Source organism: Salinivirga sp., from assembly GCF_055145285.1.
The window spans coordinates 32,694-48,933 of the sequence record NZ_JBSRDC010000052.1 but is presented as its reverse complement, the minus strand read 5'-3'; the positions used below and the strand labels follow the sequence as shown (position 1 = coordinate 48,933).

Genomic DNA, 16,240 nt, shown 5'->3' with positions numbered 1-16,240 from the left:
GATCAAAAAAAAAAGCGGCTACCAGGCCGCTTTTTTTTATAATAAACTTTTCGCTATTCAAATTGTGTTTTAAAACCAACAACCATCACATCATCGACCTGCTCATTTGCACCACGCCACTTATCAAAATTATTTTCAAGTAGCAAATGCTGCATATCCATATCATGACTGGCTATAGACAATAAAAAATTTCTGAAGCGACGCTGTTTATATTTTTTGTTTTTTGGTCCTCCAAACTGATCCGAATAGCCATCTGAAGCCATATAAAATTTATCATTTTCTGAAAATTCGATATAATGATTGGTATATTCATGTTTCCCAAGTGCGCGCCCCATGCCAACCGGCATTCTATCGCCTTTGATCTCCTTGAAATCACCGTTATTTACATTATACAATGAGTTCATGGCACCCGCATACTCAATTGTCATAGTTTCGCGGTCAACCATGCACAAACCCATGTCCATTCCATCAGAAATATTTTTTTCCTGTTCATCCTCAGTAATAAAAAGATCGTAAAGTAAGGTTTCCATCCTACCGAGTATCTCCGAAGGCTTCTCATAGCCATTCTGAATGACGGTTTTCTTTAGCAATTCCACTGCAATAACCGACATTAAGGCACCCGGGACTCCATGTCCGGTACAATCAACAGCAGCAACACAAATCTTTGAGCCAATTTCAGTGAACCAATAAAAATCGCCGCTGATTATATCCTTGGGTCTGTGCATAATAAAAGAGTGTGGAATTACTCTTTTAAACGTATTATTTGTAGGAAACAGCGCCTGCTGAATACGACTGGCGTAATTCATACTTTCAGTTACATTTTTATGCAAGATTGTTAACCTGTCGTTTTGTTGTGCAACTTGCTTTGCAGAAGCTTCTTTCTCCCTTAATACCTGATTTGTAAGACGCAACCGGCGCGTGCGGGTTTCAATACCAAACAAAACTGCACCTACAAATAAAACTGTATAAATTGAATAAGCCAACCACGAAGCATACCAGGGGCGTGGTACATGTATATTTAAATAAGCCACATTTGAACTCCAAATTCTGTCGGCATTCGTTCCATTTATTGCAATTTTATAGGTACCCGGTTGCAGATTACTAAAAGAGGCATAATTTTGATTTCCTATCAATATCCAATCCGAATTATTTATCTTGTATCTATACTGAATCTTTTGCGGGGCGGTTAAGTCCAGTGAGCTAAAGTAAATATTTACTAAAAAGTCAGAAACCTTCAAATCGAGGGTTGCGCCGGAATATACGGGTATTTCCCTTTTACCTCTTGTTCCAAATATGGTGGCACCGGATATTTCGACCTCAGGGTTAAAAGAACTCAACTTAAGCGAATCAGGATGAAAAAACACTACTCCTCCCTGACCTCCAAAGGCAAGCCTTCCATTTTTAAATTCGTATGTTGCACCCACATTAAATTCATCGCAAGGCAATCCATCTGCTTTATGGAAAATATTTTGCGCACTGTCTGAATACCTAAACCGAAGCAGACCGTTGCCAGTGCCAACAAAAGCGTATTCATCTGTATTGTTGATACTATATATTGTGCTTTTTCGTCCGCTGGTTATCCTTGTAAATTTCGGGTTGTTGCTAAAGGGATCGTCGAGCAAATCGAGTCCGTTGGCCGTTCCTACCCACAAGCGACCAAATCGGTCGTAATCCAGCGCATATACATCATTACCCGACAACGATGTAGTATCATGCTGGTTGTATAGGAATCTATCCCAATACTTATTTCTAAGATCAAATCGAAAAAGACCATGACTGGTTCCAATAAATACCAAATCGTTTTTAACTTTTTCAAGACAAAAAGAATTTGCAATACCAGCAGCTTTTTCCATATCAAACATCCAGGATTGTAACTCTTTCTTGTCTAAATTATACAAATGCAGCTGGCCACCATAACTAAAGAAAAATGAATTATCCCAGACGGGTAGCACATCATATACATGCACCTTGAGTTTATCAAGTATTGGATGCGGCTCAATGATCAAATTACCTGATTTATCTCTGGTTACAATATTCACTCCCATATTAGTGGCAATAATAACCCTATTGCCTATATGCTTGATATCATATATATTATCGCTTGAAATAACTGCATTTCTGTCAACAGCACTCATCTGAGTAACATTGCGGTTTTGTGTATTGACGAAATTAAGGCCATACTCGTAGGTTCCTATCCAAAAATAAAGTCCATCAAAGAAAATCGAAGAAATCTGATCGTCAGACAAAAAACTACCTTCGTCTACTTCAAGCTCTATAACTTCAAATTTCGGATCTGAAATATTGCTTTTAAGCACGCCTTTTCCGCTGGTACCTATCCATAAGTTGTTACTATAATCAATGGTAATGGCAGAAACAAAAAAACGTTCCAGTTTGCTGGAAGAAAAATCAAAAGCCAGGTACTGCTGGAAGCCATTCGTCTGAAACCGAAATAATCCCTTATTGCTTACAAGATAGACGGTTTTATCTCTTTTATTATCAAAAACACTTATTTGACTGTTAAACCGCTGAACTTTTTGCAGCTCATCTCCTGTATATTTCCAAATTGTTTGATCGGAAGTAATATACATTTCCTGTTTATACTCGAAAATATTTTGAAAACAATTAACGAAATCTGGAGCTGCAACAGGATTAAAGTCAAACCTGCCAAATACTTTATCAAACATCACGAGTTGATGTCCTTTCAAAAACCAGATATTCCCACTCGAGCTCTCATACAAAGAGCTTGCAGTGCAGTGTTTATCGCGGGAGCGTTCATCGCTAAAGCCAAAAATCCTTACGTCTTCATCCATTGGGTTAATGCGCACCAAATAATTTGGCAATAAAACCCAAACAAAATTCTCGCTATCGACCAACAGCGACCTTATATTTATTTCGGGAAAAACAATTCTATTAGATGGCAAGCCGTAGTGAATGAACCTTTGTTTACGACTATCATATTTATTAAGCCCTGTTCTGGTGCCTATCCATAAATTGTCATTAGCATCTTCTGCAATAGCATTGATATAATCTGATGATAGAGAAAAAGGGTCTTCAGGGTTGTTGTGAAAAATCTTGAAATTATAACCATCATATCTATTCAACCCATTTTGTGTTCCTACCCAAAGAAAACCTTTGGAGTCAATTAATACATCATTTACCACGCTTTGCGAAAGGCCATGTTCGATATTTAACACCTGCAGTTTTTCTTGTCTTTGCCCTGCAACTGACAGAAATATGAGGAGTAAGATATTTAGGAAAGTCAATCTCATTTGCAGTTAAATATAGGAAAAATACAGGAAAGTAACATTTATTACGAATTGATTCCGCTATAAAAAAAGTTTATTAAAAAAAACCTGGCACATAATGCAGCACGCCCGAACAAATAGCTAACAACTATAATTTTGCCTGCCTTCCGTCAGTAACTTTTTTAAACGATAGTGATGGGGATTCAATAAATTTGCCAATGTTATATTTTTCCCAATTATCATTAACTTTTTTAATGGCTTCATCATCCATAACCACAAGGTCAGGCCACGGTCTCTTAAAACCTTCCCGGCCATGTTTCCTAAGTGCATCGACAATTACGAGGTCATTTTGAATGGTTATATCTCTGACAGGATCAGTATTACCAAGTATGTACCAGGCCAAAGTATAGATATTTAAATCATGCAAGCCATCTTCCAGAAATACAATAAAACCTCGAGCGTCTTTATAATGTTCTTTAATTACCTTCAAATCCGTCTCGTATGTTGATGTATAAACTACAAGAAAGCCGGGGGCAAAAAATTTCGTCTTAAGTTCTTCCGGCGGGTTATTAAAATCCGTTACATTGGAATACTCATGATTACGCCGGGTAGCATCGAAGCATAATTTACCCCCCATAGATTGTTCATCGCTGGAATGGTCTAAAATATCTAATGGCCCTTTTGAAAACAGGGTATGTTCTTTCCAGTCTGAAATTCGCATAACTGCATCGAAAACTGCATTATAATCCCTTATATCAACCTTTTCATCAACCACAATTATATATTTTGTAAACATCATTTGCCCGGCGCCCCATAACGCATTGGCAATTTTAAATGCTTGTCCTTCATAGTTAATCTTAGCTGAAACAATTACCAGGTTATGTACCACCCCGGCAACAGGCATATGCATATCTTTTACTTCAGGAGCAATGCTTATTTGCAATGGTTTAAGAAATAAATGTTCTGAGACCTCACCCATAAAGGCATCTTCCATTGGTGGAATACCTACGATGGTGGCCGGAAAAACAGCATCATTACGATGAGTGACACATGTTACATGAAATAAAGGATAAAGATCCGCTAAGGAATAAAAACCAGTGTGATCGCCAAATGGGCCCTCGTTGACCCATGATTCTTCGGGATCAATATACCCTTCTATAACAATATCAGCATCTTGCGGTACATAAATATCATTTGTGATACTCTTGACTAATTTAACCGGTTCTTTTCTAATAAAACCGGCAATAATGTATTCATCAAAATGGTCGGGAGCTGGCGCTGTAGCAGCATAAGTATACACCGGATCTCCACCGAGCACTACACTAACGGGCATTTTTTCTTTACGGGCTTTATATTGCTGATAATGCCGGGCTCCAACTTTATGTTTGTGCCAATGCATGCCGGTAGTTTTGGCCGACATTTGCTGCATGCGGTACATACCCACATTGCGCATTCCGTTTTCAGGGTCAATGGTATGTACGATAGGTAAAGTAATAAATTTACCGCCATCGTGCGGCCAGCACTTCAATATGGGCAACTTATTCAAATCGGGATTTAGGTGAATTTGTTGTTGGCAAATCCCTTTACCTCGTTTTTTTTTGGGTAAAAAACGGCCGATTCCGGCAAGTTGAGGTAATAACCGGAGCTTTTGAAATAATGAACCCGACTGATGATTGAAACTATTAAACAAATGCTCTATGCGCTGTGCAAATTCTTTTGAATGTTCCACCCCCAATGCCTTGTTGATTCTGTTTTGGCTGCCATAAGCATTAATTAATAATGGAAAATTGGTTCCTGTATTTGTAAACAAAATTGCTTTGCCACCATGGCCTTGTTTACTAAAACGATCTGCAATTTCTGTAATTTCTAATTCGGGATTTACAAATTCGTTGACAACAACCAACTCGTCATCTTGCTTTAAGCGATCAACAAAAGTACTAAGTCCGTTATACCTCATTTGAAAAAAATAAAAAAGCCTGGCATAGCAGGATTTCAGCTATACCAGGCTTTGTAAAACAATTTTATTTTGCATATTTAAAGACGCGGCCAGGATATACAGCCGTTTCTTCGAGCATTTCTTCAATGCGTAGCAATTGATTATATTTTGCTATACGATCTGACCTTGAAGCAGAACCAGTTTTAATTAAACCAGTGTTTAAAGCAACGGCAAGGTCTGCAATGGTAGTATCTTCTGTTTCTCCTGAGCGGTGCGAAATAACAGCTGTCATTCCGTTCTTATTTGCCAGGTTCACTGCATCAATAGTTTCGGTTAATGTACCAATTTGGTTAACTTTAATAAGAATTGAATTAGCAGCATTCATTTCAATACCTTTTTGCAATCTTTTTACGTTAGTTACAAACAGGTCGTCGCCAACAATTTGTACACGGTCACCAATGGCTTCATTCAATTTTTTCCAGCCGTCCCAGTCTTCTTCTGCCAGGCCATCTTCAATTGAAATAATTGGATACTTATCAACAAGTTCTTTCCAATATTCTACCATTTGATCGGAGTTGCGTTCTTCGCCATTCGATTCAAAAACGTATAATCCACGATCGCTGTGATAAAACTCAGTTGCAGCCGGGTCGAGTGCTATAAAAATATCACTTCCTGGTTTATAGCCTGCACGCTCGATTGCGGTCAGCACATAATCAAGAGCTTCCGTGTTGCTATTTAAAGCTGGTGCAAACCCACCTTCATCACCTACGTTTGTAGAATGACCTTGTTCGGACAATACTTTTTTAAGGTTGTGAAATACCTCAGCACCCATCTGCAGGGCATCTGAGAATCTTTCTGCGCCAACAGGCATGATCATAAATTCCTGAATATCTATTTTATTGTCGGCGTGCTGTCCGCCATTAAGAATATTCATCATTGGAATGGGCAATGTTTTAGCATTTACCCCGCCCAGGTACCGGTATAAATCCTGTCCTGATGACATTGCTGCAGCTTTTGCAACAGCGAGGGAAACACCCAACATGGCATTAGCTCCAAGCGCTGATTTATTGTCTGTTCCGTCTAATTCAATTAATGTTTGATCGATGGCAGCCTGATCAAAAACAAAAAAACCGTTAAGTTCCTCATTAATTTTTGTATTGACGTTATTAACAGCATTTAGTACACTTTTTCCGAGGTACATATTCTTATCACCATCTCGCATTTCATGAGCTTCAAATGCTCCGGTTGACGCCCCTGAAGGGACAGCTGCACGACCAAGCACACCCTGATCGGTAATTACATCAACTTCTACGGTTGGATTGCCTCTTGAATCCAAAATCTGTCTTGCGATAATTTTAGCTATGTGTGCCATAATTTTTAAAATTTTGAAGTTATAAAAAATCTATTCTGATTAATAGTGATGCTCACACGTACAATTTGACTTAATAACGTGCTTTCCTTTAGAGCATTAAGCCCATTGAAATCCATAAAATGAGCTGTTTTTACTGAAAATTTTGAAGCTTTCTATATGTAAAAATACAAAAAGAAAGGGATAAAGTTAAGTCTTTATCCCTTTTTAACATGAACTTATAATTAAAATTATTTGTTCTCTTCAGCATCTTTTTTTCCATCGGCATCCTTTTTATCCTCTTTTTGAGGAGTTTTTTCTGCCTTTGGTTTTGCTTGTTTTTTCTCTTCTTTTTTAGGAGCTTCTTTTGCTGCTTCTGCCTTATCTGATGATTTTGCTTCAGCTTTTTTAGGAGCAGCTTTCTTTTCTGCTTTTGGTTCAGCCTTATTATCATCAGTTTTAGGAGCTGCTTTTTTTGTTTCAGCTTTTGGTGTTTTGGCTTCGGCTTTAGGCTCTTCTTTAGTTGCAGCTTCAGGTTTATTATCCTGCTCAGTATTCTGAGCTTGTGTATCCTGTGCTGGGTGAGCTTGATCTCCTGAAGATTTTTTGCGGCGACGTCTGCGGCTTGATTTAGATTTACTGTCTTTGCTGTCTTTCAGCATGTTTTCGTTATAATCTACAAGCTCGATAATGCACATATCTGCATTGTCGCCCATGCGAGTACCCAATTTCAATATACGGGTATAACCTCCGGGGCGGTCTGCCACTTTAACGGCAACTTCGCGAAACAATTCTGATACACTATCTTTATTTTGCAAGTAACTAAAAACAACACGTCTTGAGTGGGTAGAATCTACTTTTGATTTTGTTATCAATGGTTCTACAAACGTTCTTAAAGCTTTCGCTTTGGGTACGGTTGTTTTAATTCTTTTGTGCATTATCAGCGAAGTAGCCATATTGGACAACATGGCACTACGGTGTCCATGTTGACGTCCTAAATGGTTAAATTTTTTATTGTGTCTCATCTTAACTGTCCTTGTCTAGTTTATACTTACCTATATCCATTCCAAAGTTAAGGTTCATATTACTGAGTAATTCTTCGAGCTCAGTAAGTGATTTTTTACCAAAGTTGCGGAATTTCAATAAGTCATTCTTATTATATACCACAAGATCGCCCAGCGTTTCCACATCTGCAGCTTTAAGGCAATTAAGTGCTCTTACTGACAGATCCAGATCGACAAGTTTAGTTTTCAGAAGCTGTCTTGTATGAAGTACTTCTTCATCAAATTCTTCATTACCGTAATCCTCGTCATTATCGAGGGTAATTTTCTCATCAGAAAATAGCATAAAGTGGTATATGAGAATTTTTGCAGCTTCTTTCAGGGCTTCTTTAGGATGAATAGATCCGTCTGTTATAATTTCGAAGACCAGTTTTTCATAGTCTGTCTTTTGTTCCACCCTATAATTTTCAATGTCATATTTAACATTTTTAATGGGTGTAAAGATCGAATCCATAGCAATGATGCCAATCTCGTTGTCGTCATTGAAATTCTCTTCTGCCGGAACATAACCTCTACCCTTCTCAATGGTAATATCCATTTGAAGTTTCACATCGGGTTCCATTTCACAGATTACCTGATCCTCATTTAAAACCTCGAAGCTAGTGAGGTATTTATTCATATCACCGGCAACAAATTTATTTTGGCCGCTGACAGAGACAGTAAATTTTTCACTTTCCTGATCCTCTACTTTCCGCTTAAAGCGCACTTGTTTCAGATTAAGCACAATTTCTGTCACATCCTGAATAACGCCGGGTATAGATGAAAACTCATGATCGGCACCCTCGATTTTAACCGATGTAATGGCAAAACCTTCGAGCGAGGAGAGTAAAATTCGGCGTAAGGCGTTTCCTATAGTCATTCCATAACCTGGCTCGAGCGGACGGAATTCGAATTTACCGAATGCGTCATCAGCTTCGAGCATAATGACTTTATCTGGCTTTTGAAAAGCTAAAATGGCCATAAATAAATATTTTACTTAGAATACAATTCAACGATTAATTGTTCCTGGATGTTTTCAGGAATCTCTTCACGCTCGGGTAAATTCACAAATTTACCGGCATAATTATCTTGATCCCATTCTAACCAGGCATATTTACTGGCGCGATTTGTAGCCAGCGAATCACTTATTACTTCAAGTGATTTTGATTTTTCACGAACACCAACAATGTCGCCTTTTCTCACCTGATAAGAAGGTATGTTTACAACCTCTCCGTTAACGGTGATATGTCTGTGCGATACGAGTTGACGTGCACCAGCGCGTGTTGGTGCTATTCCCAAACGGAAAACCACATTATCTAATCTGGACTCCAGTAACTGTAGCAATTCTACACCAGTTACACTTTTACTACGCTGCGCTTTTTTGAAAAGATTACGGAACTGACGTTCCAAAACTCCGTAAGTATATTTTGCTTTTTGCTTTTCAGCGAGCTGCATTCCATACTCGGATTGTTTCTTTCTTTTGCGCGTAGCGCCATGTTCTCCTGGCGGATAATTTTTCCGCTCAAGGTATTTGTCGGGTCCAAATATCGGTTCTCCGAATTTACGGGCAATTTTTGTTTTTGGTCCAATATATTTTGCCATGATTTACTTCTTTTTCGATCTACAATTAAACTCTTCTGCGTTTAGGTGGTCTACAACCATTGTGCGGCAATGGGGTTTTATCGATAATTTCTGTCACGATAATACCTTCATTGTGCAAAGTACGAATGGCTGACTCTCGTCCTGCACCAGGTCCTTTTACATAAACCTTTACCTTGCGCATTCCTGCATCTCTGGCAATTTTTGCACAATCCGCTGCAGCTACCTGAGCAGCATACGGAGTGTTCTTTTTAGAACCTTTAAAACCATTCTTACCGGCTGATGACCAACTTACTACCTGCCCATCAGTATTGGTAAGTGTGATGATGATGTTGTTGAAGGAGGAATGAATAAATGCCATTCCATTGGCTTCAACCTTAACAACACGCTTTCTGCTTGTTTTAGACTTCTGTGCCATATCCTAACTCCTATTTGGTAGCTTTCTTTTTGTTCGCAACTGTTTTTTTCTTTCCTTTTCTTGTACGCGCATTATTTTGTGTATTTTGTCCGCGTACAGGAAGTCCGGAACGATGACGAATACCACGATAACTGGCAATATCCATCAGTCGTTTAATGTTCATCTGAACCATGGAGCGTAATTCACCTTCAAGGGTATATTGCTCATTTATGATCGAACGCAAAGCAGCGATCTGATCGTCGGTCCAGTCTGTTACCTTAATATTTTCGTCGATATCGGCTTTTTTCAGAATCTGTTTAGCCGTGCTACGTCCGATTCCATAAATATAAGTTAAGCCGATTACGCCTCTTTTGTTCTTAGGTAAATCAACCCCAACAATACGTGCCATATAATTTTCCTTTAATTGAGTTTACATTAATTATCCCTGACGTTGTTTAAACTTGGGATTTTTCTTGTCGATCACATAAAGTCGTCCTTTACGACGCACTATTTTGCTGGTTGAACTACGCTTTTTTATTGATGCTCTTACTTTCATTGCTTTTAATTTTTATATCGAAAAGTAATTCGACCTTTTGTTAAGTCATAAGGCGACATTTCCACCTTCACCCTATCACCTGGTAATATTTTTATATAATGCATGCGCATTTTACCAGAAATATGAGCAGTAATAACGTGACCATTTTCTAGCTCTACCCTAAACATTGCGTTCGATAGGGCTTCAATAATAGTTCCGTCTTGTTCAATTGATGGTTGTTTAGCCATAAAATACTTTTTTAAATAACTGATCTTTTGCCTTTGATGCGTCCGGATTTTAATAATCCGTCATAGTGCCTCATTAATAAGTGACTTTCGATTTGCTGTAATGTATCAAGAACCACACCAACCATAATTAACAAGGATGTTCCTCCATAAAAATTGGCAAATTGGTTGTTTACTCCCGCCAGAACCGCTATGGCTGGAAGCACGGCAACAATTGCAAGGAATATTGATCCTGGTAGTGTAATTCTGGACATGATGGTGTCGATAAACTCTACGGTTTTCTTGCCAGGTTTGACACCTGGTATAAATCCACCATTCTTTTTCATGTCATCAGCCATTTGCTTTGGATTGATGGTAATAGCCGTATAGAAATAGGTAAAGCCAATAATCAACAATGCAAATGTAATGTTGTAAACAAAGCTGGTATAATCGGCAAATGCTGCACCGATGCCACTCATGCTATCACTTTCTGCGAACCCGACTAATAAAACGGGTACAAACATTAAAGCTTGTGCAAAGATAATAGGCATTACACCAGAAGCATTCACTTTAAGGGGAATGTACTGACGAACCCCACCATATTGTTTATTACCAACAATTCGCTTGGCATACTGTACAGGTATTTTGCGTGTTCCCTGTACCAACAAAATCGTAAGTAGAATGATAACACCTAACATAATCATCTCAACGAGGAACATTACAAGACCGCCGCCCTGTTCTTCAACTCGTGATACAAATTCAGCTGCTAAAGCAAATGGCAGGCGTGCAATGATTCCGATCATTATGATCAAAGAAATTCCATTGCCGATGCCACGGTCGGTGATACGTTCACCGAGCCACATTACAAACATGGTACCTGCCGTCAATATGATGACTGACGATATGGTAAAATATGTACCTTTCAGCATAAAGGCTGATGGAGGTAATTGTGCATGTAAGTTGGCAATGTACCCTGGTGCTTGTAATAGCAGAATAATAAGAGTTAAATAACGTGTTATCTGATTGATTTTTCTTCTGCCACTTTCCCCTTCACGTTGCAGACGCTGAAAGTAAGGAATAGCCATACCCAGTAGCTGAACAACGATTGAGGCAGAAATGTAAGGCATAATACCTAAAGCAAAAATAGAGGCATTTGAAAAAGCACCACCGGAGAACATATCCAGCAACCCCATAACGCCGCTTGAAGTTTGTGACTGCAAATTTTCAAGCTGACTTGGATCAACTCCTGGTATTACTACATGGGCCCCTAAACGATAAACAAGCAAAAGACCTAATGTTGTAAGGATGCGATTACGCAAATCCTCAATTTTCCAAATGTTTTTGATTGTTTCAATAAAACGTTTCATTCATCAAATTTTTTCTGCGGTTCCTTCTTGTGCTTCTATGGCTTCTTTAGCTGACTTAGAGAAAGCATTTGCCTTCACGGTCAATTTTTTTGTCAAACTTCCATTTCCCAATATTTTAATCAGGTCATGTTTTGAAGCCAGTCCATTTACAACCAGCACATCTTTATCAATAGTTGTAATGTTAAGTTTTTCGGCGATTTTTTCTAATGTATCGAGGTTGATCGGTTTATACTCGACACGGCCGCGATTATTAAAACCAAATTTAGGTACACGACGCTGAATAGGCATTTGCCCTCCTTCGAAACCGATTTTCTTGGAGTAGCCTGAGCGCGATTTTGCACCTTTATGGCCGCGACTTGCTGTATCACCGTAACCAGAACCTTCGCCTCTTCCGAGTCGCTTAGAGCTCTTGCTTTTCTGTGCTGGTTTAAGGTTGCTTAAATCCATATCATCAAAATTTAATTGATTTCTTCAACTTTAACTAAATGCTCTACTTTTTTAACCATACCACGAATGACAGCATTGTCTTCATGTTCCACAGTATGGCGTATCCTCCTAAGACCTAGTGCTTCCACGGTCTTTTTCTGACGTTTATCAGAGCCTATAATACTGCGTGTTTGTGTAATTTTTATTTTAGCCATGATTTGTCGATTTCTATCCGTTAAAAACTTTCTCCAGAGCAACGCCTCTATCTTTTGCAACAGTGTAGGCATCGCGCATCTTCATGAGCCCTTTCAGTGTAGCTTTTACCACATTGTGAGGGTTTGAAGAACCTTTGGATTTGGCCAATACATCTTTTACACCAACGCTCTCCAGTACGGCGCGCATTGCACCACCGGCTTTCACTCCGGTACCACTTGAAGCTGGTATCATCAAAACGTGTGCACCGCTGTAACGTGCTACTTGTTGGTGTGGTATTGTATCATTAATGATGGGCACTTTCACAAGGTTCTTTTTGGCATCCTCGACAGCCTTGGATATGGCAGTAGTTACTTCACCTGCTTTACCAAGCCCATGTCCTACGATACCATTTTCGTTACCTACTACCACAATTGCAGCAAAACTAAATGTTCTACCTCCTTTGGTAACTTTTGTAACACGATTAATGGCAACCAATCGGTCTTTTAAATCCAAATCGCTGGTTTTGATTCTTCTAATTCCTGACATAAGCTTAAAATTTTAATCCTCCTTTTCTGGCACCCTCTGCCAATGATTTCACACGGCCGTGATAAAGGTATCCATTACGATCAAATACGATCTGGTTAATGCCTTTATCAATTGCACGTTTTGCAATAAGTTCACCAACTAAAGTGGCAATTTCACTCTTATTGCCCTTAGTTTCTGCAAGTTCTTTGTTTCTTGAACTGGCAGATACCAGGGTTTTATTGTTTACATCGTCTATAATTTGTACGCTTATATGCTTATTACTGCGATATACAGACAAACGCGGCATTTCCGGATTTCCAAAGATACTTTTCCGGATGCGCTTCTTAATTTTTAATCTTCTCTTCTGCTTATCAAAAGCCATAATTCCGTTGTTTAATCATTAAACACTAGCTGCAGATTTTCCTGCTTTTCTGCGAAGTACTTCTCCCACAAATTTCACACCTTTTCCTTTGTAAGGCTCAGGTTTACGTAGTGAGCGGATTTTGGCAGCTACCTGTCCGATGAGTTGTTTATCGCAACTTTCAAGCGTTACAAATGGGTTAGATCTTTTTTCTGTTTTGGCTTCCACTTTAACTTCAGATGGCATTTCGAAATAGATGTGGTGCGAATAACCGATGCTAAGCTCAAGCATTTGTCCTTTTGCTTCGGCGCGGAATCCAACACCAACAAGTTCTAGTTCAATTTTATAACCTTTAGAAACACCTTCCACCATATTACTCAAAAGAGAACGGTAAAGCCCATGCATAGACCGTTGATGCTTTGACTCATCGGGACGGATAAGGGTTACCTGTCCATCTTCGACTTTTATCTCGACTCCACCTTTTACAGCCTGTGTCAATTCGCCTTTGGGTCCTTTCACTGTTACGATATTATTTTTATCGACATCTACAGTTACACCTTCAGGTATTTTTATTGGCAGTTTACCTATTCGTGACATTTTTTTGCTTTTTTAGTATACGTAACATAAAACTTCGCCACCGGTATTATTGCGGCGGGCTTCTTTATCAACCATAACTCCATGAGAGGTTGAAAGAATTGCTATACCCAATCCGTTCAATACCCGGGGTATCTCGTTTGCACCTGCATATTTTCTTAATCCAGGTCTACTAATGCGTTGCATTGCCTTGATGACGGGTTCCTTGGTGTCCTTATTGTATTTGAGGGCTATTTTAATAACACCCTGAGGACCTTTGTCTTCAAACTTATAATTCAGGACATATCCCTGATCGAAAAGTATTTTAGTCATAGCTTTTCTCATGTTTGAAGCAGGAACTTCCACGACTTTGTGTCTGGCCAATGACGCATTTCTAACGCGTGTGATAAAATCTCCTATTGGATCAGTAATCATTTTCTTTACTTTTAAATATTACCAACTTGCTTTCTTAATTCCGGGGATTAAGCCCTTATTGGCCATCTCACGGAAGTTTATTCTGCTAATTCCGAACTGGCGCATATATCCCTTCGGTCTTCCTGTTAACTGGCAACGGTTGTGCAAACGAACCGGAGAAGCATTTTTTGGCAATTTTTGCAACCCTTCGTAATCACCTTCAGCTATTAGTCGTGCACGTTTTTCCGCGTATTTTTCTACGAGTTTTCTGCGTTTTCTTTCTCTCGCTTTCATTGATTCTTTTGCCATAATCTAACTCTTTTTAACATTTTTAAAAGGAATACCGAAATGCTTGAGAAGCGCAAATGCTTCTTCATCGGTTGGCGCACTGGTAACAAATGTAATTTCCATTCCCAAAATAGTATTAATTTTATCAATATCTACTTCAGGAAAAATAATTTGTTCTGAAATTCCCAGTGTGTAGTTTCCACGACCGTCGAGTTTTGAGTTTACGCCTCTAAAGTCTCTGATACGAGGCAATGAAACGGCAATTAAACGATCTAAAAACTCATACATTTTAGTTCGTCGCAGAGTGACTGTTACACCAATAGGCATATTTTTCCTAAGCTTAAAGTTGGAAATATCGCGTTTAGAAACAGTTTGTATTGCTTGTTGCCCGGCAATTGCAGAGAGCTCTTGTTGAGCAATCTCAATTATTTTTTTGTCGGCAACAGCCTGACCAACTCCCTGGTTGATCACGATTTTTTCCAGTCTCGGCACCTGCATAATACTTTTGTATTTAAAATCTTTCATCAATGCAGGTACGATGTCATCTGTATATTTTTTTCTTAAATTCGGAACGTAAGCCATTACTTGATCTCCTCTCCTGATTTTTTGGAATAACGTACCAATTTGTTATTATCGTTCAGCTTTCGGCCAATTCTTGTGGGTTCTCCTGATTTGGGATCAAGAAGCATAAGATTAGAAATATGTATCGGAGCTTCTTTTTTAATAATTCCCCCATTAGGATTATCAGCATTAGGCTTGGTGTGTTTTGAAATCATATTCACACCTTCCACAATGGCGCGTTGCTTTTTCACGTCAACTTCGAGCACACGACCTTTTTGTCCTCTGCCTTCACCAGAGTTTACAAAAACCGTGTCTCCTTTTTTAATATGTAGTTTCTTTTGCATGGCTTTAAATTTTAAAGTACTTCTGGTGCCAATGAAACAATCTTCATATTTCTCTCGCGTAGCTCGCGGGGAATAGGCCCAAAAATACGGGTTCCCCGGATTTCGTCGGTGGCATTAAGAAGGACGCAGGCATTGTTGTCAAAACGGATGTATGATCCGTCAGGACGGCGTACTTCTTTAGTTGTACGCACCACAATTGCCTTACTAATAGTTCCTTTTTTCATTTCACCTGACGGTAGTGCACTTTTCACGGTAACCATTATCAGATCACCAATGGTGGCATATTTCTTTTTAGAACCACCAAGCACACCGATGCAAAGTACTTCTTTAGCACCACTATTATCGGCAACCGTCAATTTGGATTCAGTTTGTATCATGGTTACTTAGCTCTTTCTATTATTTCTACTAATCTCCAATTTTTGGATTTGCTTAATGGACGTGTCTCCATTATGCGAACGATATCGCCAGGTTTGCAAGTATTTTCCTCATCATGGGCTTTAAACTTGGTCGTTTTATTGATAAACTTCCCATAGATGGGGTGTCTCATTTTACGACGTACTCCCACGACGATGGACTTTTCCATTTTGTCGCTGACGACAATACCGATACGCTCTTTACGCAAATTTCTCTTTTCCATCATCTATTGAATTAATCGTTCTGTTTGTTTAGTTCTCTAAGGCGTTTCTCAGTTAATAAACGAGCAACGTCTTTACGCACATTCTTAATCTGATTAGGATTCTCCAGTGGCGATACGGCATGGTTCAATTTTATTCGAGTGAGCATATTTTGCGTATCGTCGATACGTTCCAACAGCTCCTGCTCTGTCAATTCTTTAATTTCTGACATTTTCATAGCGCTACTC

The 16,240-nt window shown here is 39.0% G+C and carries 22 protein-coding genes and 1 pseudogene; all 23 read right to left on the bottom strand.

Annotated features, from left to right (window positions below):
• Positions 1-53 precede the first annotated feature (53 nt).
• The 23 genes and pseudogenes from ACTB0Y_RS10165 to rpmC all read right to left on the bottom strand — a co-directional run bounded on the left by ACTB0Y_RS10165 (position 54) and on the right by rpmC (position 16,230).
• On the bottom strand, positions 54-3,269 hold the full coding sequence (locus ACTB0Y_RS10165; RefSeq protein WP_463206707.1) for a ligand-binding sensor domain-containing protein: 3,216 nt from the start codon (positions 3,267-3,269) through the stop codon (positions 54-56).
• A gap of 124 nt (positions 3,270-3,393) precedes the next feature.
• Positions 3,394-5,202 (bottom strand): menaquinone biosynthesis decarboxylase, encoded by a 1,809-nt coding sequence (locus tag ACTB0Y_RS10160; RefSeq protein ID WP_463206706.1) that lies wholly within the window; start codon positions 5,200-5,202, stop codon positions 3,394-3,396.
• A gap of 64 nt (positions 5,203-5,266) precedes the next feature.
• Complete coding sequence (gene eno, locus ACTB0Y_RS10155) at positions 5,267-6,553, bottom strand: phosphopyruvate hydratase (protein ID WP_463206705.1); 1,287 nt, start codon at positions 6,551-6,553, stop codon at positions 5,267-5,269.
• 473 nt (positions 6,554-7,026) lie between these two features.
• Positions 7,027-7,554 (bottom strand): annotated as a pseudogene (gene rplQ / locus ACTB0Y_RS10150) (50S ribosomal protein L17); the annotation flags it as partial.
• 1 nt (position 7,555) lies between these two features.
• Positions 7,556-8,551: a DNA-directed RNA polymerase subunit alpha gene (locus ACTB0Y_RS10145; protein ID WP_463206704.1), complete on the bottom strand. Its 996-nt coding sequence runs from the start codon at positions 8,549-8,551 to the stop codon at positions 7,556-7,558.
• An 11-nt stretch (positions 8,552-8,562) separates the two neighbouring features.
• Positions 8,563-9,171 (bottom strand): 30S ribosomal protein S4, encoded by a 609-nt coding sequence (gene rpsD / locus ACTB0Y_RS10140; RefSeq protein WP_463206703.1) that lies wholly within the window; start codon positions 9,169-9,171, stop codon positions 8,563-8,565.
• Positions 9,172-9,196: 25 nt separating this feature from the next.
• Positions 9,197-9,586 carry a 30S ribosomal protein S11 gene (gene rpsK, locus ACTB0Y_RS10135; RefSeq protein WP_463206702.1) on the bottom strand — a complete coding sequence of 130 codons (390 nt, stop codon included), beginning with the start codon at positions 9,584-9,586 and terminating at the stop codon, positions 9,197-9,199.
• Between the two features lie 10 nt (positions 9,587-9,596).
• Complete coding sequence (gene rpsM, locus ACTB0Y_RS10130) at positions 9,597-9,974, bottom strand: 30S ribosomal protein S13 (protein WP_463206701.1); 378 nt, start codon at positions 9,972-9,974, stop codon at positions 9,597-9,599.
• 30 nt (positions 9,975-10,004) lie between these two features.
• On the bottom strand, positions 10,005-10,121 hold the full coding sequence (gene rpmJ / locus ACTB0Y_RS10125) for a 50S ribosomal protein L36 (RefSeq protein WP_081421557.1): 117 nt from the start codon (positions 10,119-10,121) through the stop codon (positions 10,005-10,007).
• Positions 10,122-10,126: 5 nt separating this feature from the next.
• A complete protein-coding gene (gene infA / locus ACTB0Y_RS10120) occupies positions 10,127-10,348 on the bottom strand; it encodes a translation initiation factor IF-1 (protein ID WP_057954037.1) in 222 nt (73 codons plus the stop codon).
• Between the two features lie 11 nt (positions 10,349-10,359).
• Complete coding sequence (gene secY, locus ACTB0Y_RS10115; RefSeq protein ID WP_463206700.1) at positions 10,360-11,691, bottom strand: preprotein translocase subunit SecY; 1,332 nt, start codon at positions 11,689-11,691, stop codon at positions 10,360-10,362.
• A 3-nt stretch (positions 11,692-11,694) separates the two neighbouring features.
• Positions 11,695-12,138: a 50S ribosomal protein L15 gene (gene rplO / locus ACTB0Y_RS10110; protein ID WP_463206699.1), complete on the bottom strand. Its 444-nt coding sequence runs from the start codon at positions 12,136-12,138 to the stop codon at positions 11,695-11,697.
• 11 nt (positions 12,139-12,149) lie between these two features.
• Entirely contained in the window at positions 12,150-12,332 is a 183-nt protein-coding gene (gene rpmD / locus ACTB0Y_RS10105; protein WP_463206698.1) for a 50S ribosomal protein L30, read from the bottom strand.
• Between the two features lie 13 nt (positions 12,333-12,345).
• Positions 12,346-12,858: a 30S ribosomal protein S5 gene (gene rpsE / locus ACTB0Y_RS10100; RefSeq protein ID WP_463206697.1), complete on the bottom strand. Its 513-nt coding sequence runs from the start codon at positions 12,856-12,858 to the stop codon at positions 12,346-12,348.
• Between the two features lie 4 nt (positions 12,859-12,862).
• Positions 12,863-13,219: a 50S ribosomal protein L18 gene (gene rplR, locus ACTB0Y_RS10095; RefSeq protein WP_463206696.1), complete on the bottom strand. Its 357-nt coding sequence runs from the start codon at positions 13,217-13,219 to the stop codon at positions 12,863-12,865.
• A gap of 18 nt (positions 13,220-13,237) precedes the next feature.
• Complete coding sequence (gene rplF, locus ACTB0Y_RS10090) at positions 13,238-13,795, bottom strand: 50S ribosomal protein L6 (RefSeq protein WP_463206695.1); 558 nt, start codon at positions 13,793-13,795, stop codon at positions 13,238-13,240.
• A 12-nt stretch (positions 13,796-13,807) separates the two neighbouring features.
• Positions 13,808-14,203 carry a 30S ribosomal protein S8 gene (rpsH, locus tag ACTB0Y_RS10085; protein WP_463206730.1) on the bottom strand — a complete coding sequence of 132 codons (396 nt, stop codon included), beginning with the start codon at positions 14,201-14,203 and terminating at the stop codon, positions 13,808-13,810.
• 21 nt (positions 14,204-14,224) lie between these two features.
• Complete coding sequence (rpsN, locus tag ACTB0Y_RS10080; protein ID WP_463206694.1) at positions 14,225-14,494, bottom strand: 30S ribosomal protein S14; 270 nt, start codon at positions 14,492-14,494, stop codon at positions 14,225-14,227.
• Positions 14,495-14,497: 3 nt separating this feature from the next.
• The gene (rplE, locus tag ACTB0Y_RS10075; protein WP_463206693.1) at positions 14,498-15,055 is read right to left on the bottom strand and encodes a 50S ribosomal protein L5; all 558 of its coding nucleotides are present in this window, start codon (positions 15,053-15,055) and stop codon (positions 14,498-14,500) included.
• Positions 15,055-15,378, bottom strand: coding sequence for a 50S ribosomal protein L24 (gene rplX / locus ACTB0Y_RS10070; RefSeq protein ID WP_463206692.1), 324 nt, complete (start codon positions 15,376-15,378; stop codon positions 15,055-15,057). The genes rplE and rplX overlap by 1 nt, the downstream gene beginning before the upstream one ends.
• 11 nt (positions 15,379-15,389) lie before the next feature.
• A complete protein-coding gene (gene rplN / locus ACTB0Y_RS10065) occupies positions 15,390-15,755 on the bottom strand; it encodes a 50S ribosomal protein L14 (protein WP_463206691.1) in 366 nt (121 codons plus the stop codon).
• A gap of 2 nt (positions 15,756-15,757) precedes the next feature.
• Positions 15,758-16,015, bottom strand: a complete 258-nt coding sequence (gene rpsQ / locus ACTB0Y_RS10060) for a 30S ribosomal protein S17 (protein ID WP_463206690.1) — start codon at positions 16,013-16,015, stop codon at positions 15,758-15,760.
• A gap of 11 nt (positions 16,016-16,026) precedes the next feature.
• Entirely contained in the window at positions 16,027-16,230 is a 204-nt protein-coding gene (gene rpmC, locus ACTB0Y_RS10055; RefSeq protein WP_463206689.1) for a 50S ribosomal protein L29, read from the bottom strand.
• Positions 16,231-16,240 lie beyond the last annotated feature (10 nt).

Excerpts from the sequence above, each read along its gene's own strand:
- ACTB0Y_RS10165 (WP_463206707.1), bottom strand. The coding sequence starts at position 3,269 with ATGAGATTGACTTTCCTAAATATCTTACTCCTCATATTTCTGTCAGTT.
- ACTB0Y_RS10160 (WP_463206706.1), bottom strand. The coding sequence starts at position 5,202 with ATGAGGTATAACGGACTTAGTACTTTTGTTGATCGCTTAAAGCAAGAT.
- eno (WP_463206705.1), bottom strand. The coding sequence starts at position 6,553 with ATGGCACACATAGCTAAAATTATCGCAAGACAGATTTTGGATTCAAGA.
- ACTB0Y_RS10145 (WP_463206704.1), bottom strand. The coding sequence starts at position 8,551 with ATGGCCATTTTAGCTTTTCAAAAGCCAGATAAAGTCATTATGCTCGAA.
- rpsD (WP_463206703.1), bottom strand. The coding sequence starts at position 9,171 with ATGGCAAAATATATTGGACCAAAAACAAAAATTGCCCGTAAATTCGGA.
- rpsK (WP_463206702.1), bottom strand. The coding sequence starts at position 9,586 with ATGGCACAGAAGTCTAAAACAAGCAGAAAGCGTGTTGTTAAGGTTGAA.
- rpsM (WP_463206701.1), bottom strand. The coding sequence starts at position 9,974 with ATGGCACGTATTGTTGGGGTTGATTTACCTAAGAACAAAAGAGGCGTA.
- rpmJ (WP_081421557.1), bottom strand. The coding sequence starts at position 10,121 with ATGAAAGTAAGAGCATCAATAAAAAAGCGTAGTTCAACCAGCAAAATA.
- infA (WP_057954037.1), bottom strand. The coding sequence starts at position 10,348 with ATGGCTAAACAACCATCAATTGAACAAGACGGAACTATTATTGAAGCC.
- secY (WP_463206700.1), bottom strand. The coding sequence starts at position 11,691 with ATGAAACGTTTTATTGAAACAATCAAAAACATTTGGAAAATTGAGGAT.
- rplO (WP_463206699.1), bottom strand. The coding sequence starts at position 12,138 with ATGGATTTAAGCAACCTTAAACCAGCACAGAAAAGCAAGAGCTCTAAG.
- rpmD (WP_463206698.1), bottom strand. The coding sequence starts at position 12,332 with ATGGCTAAAATAAAAATTACACAAACACGCAGTATTATAGGCTCTGAT.
- rpsE (WP_463206697.1), bottom strand. The coding sequence starts at position 12,858 with ATGTCAGGAATTAGAAGAATCAAAACCAGCGATTTGGATTTAAAAGAC.
- rplR (WP_463206696.1), bottom strand. The coding sequence starts at position 13,219 with ATGGCTTTTGATAAGCAGAAGAGAAGATTAAAAATTAAGAAGCGCATC.
- rplF (WP_463206695.1), bottom strand. The coding sequence starts at position 13,795 with ATGTCACGAATAGGTAAACTGCCAATAAAAATACCTGAAGGTGTAACT.
- rpsN (WP_463206694.1), bottom strand. The coding sequence starts at position 14,494 with ATGGCAAAAGAATCAATGAAAGCGAGAGAAAGAAAACGCAGAAAACTC.
- rplE (WP_463206693.1), bottom strand. The coding sequence starts at position 15,055 with ATGGCTTACGTTCCGAATTTAAGAAAAAAATATACAGATGACATCGTA.
- rplX (WP_463206692.1), bottom strand. The coding sequence starts at position 15,378 with ATGCAAAAGAAACTACATATTAAAAAAGGAGACACGGTTTTTGTAAAC.
- rplN (WP_463206691.1), bottom strand. The coding sequence starts at position 15,755 with ATGATACAAACTGAATCCAAATTGACGGTTGCCGATAATAGTGGTGCT.
- rpsQ (WP_463206690.1), bottom strand. The coding sequence starts at position 16,015 with ATGGAAAAGAGAAATTTGCGTAAAGAGCGTATCGGTATTGTCGTCAGC.
- rpmC (WP_463206689.1), bottom strand. The coding sequence starts at position 16,230 with ATGAAAATGTCAGAAATTAAAGAATTGACAGAGCAGGAGCTGTTGGAA.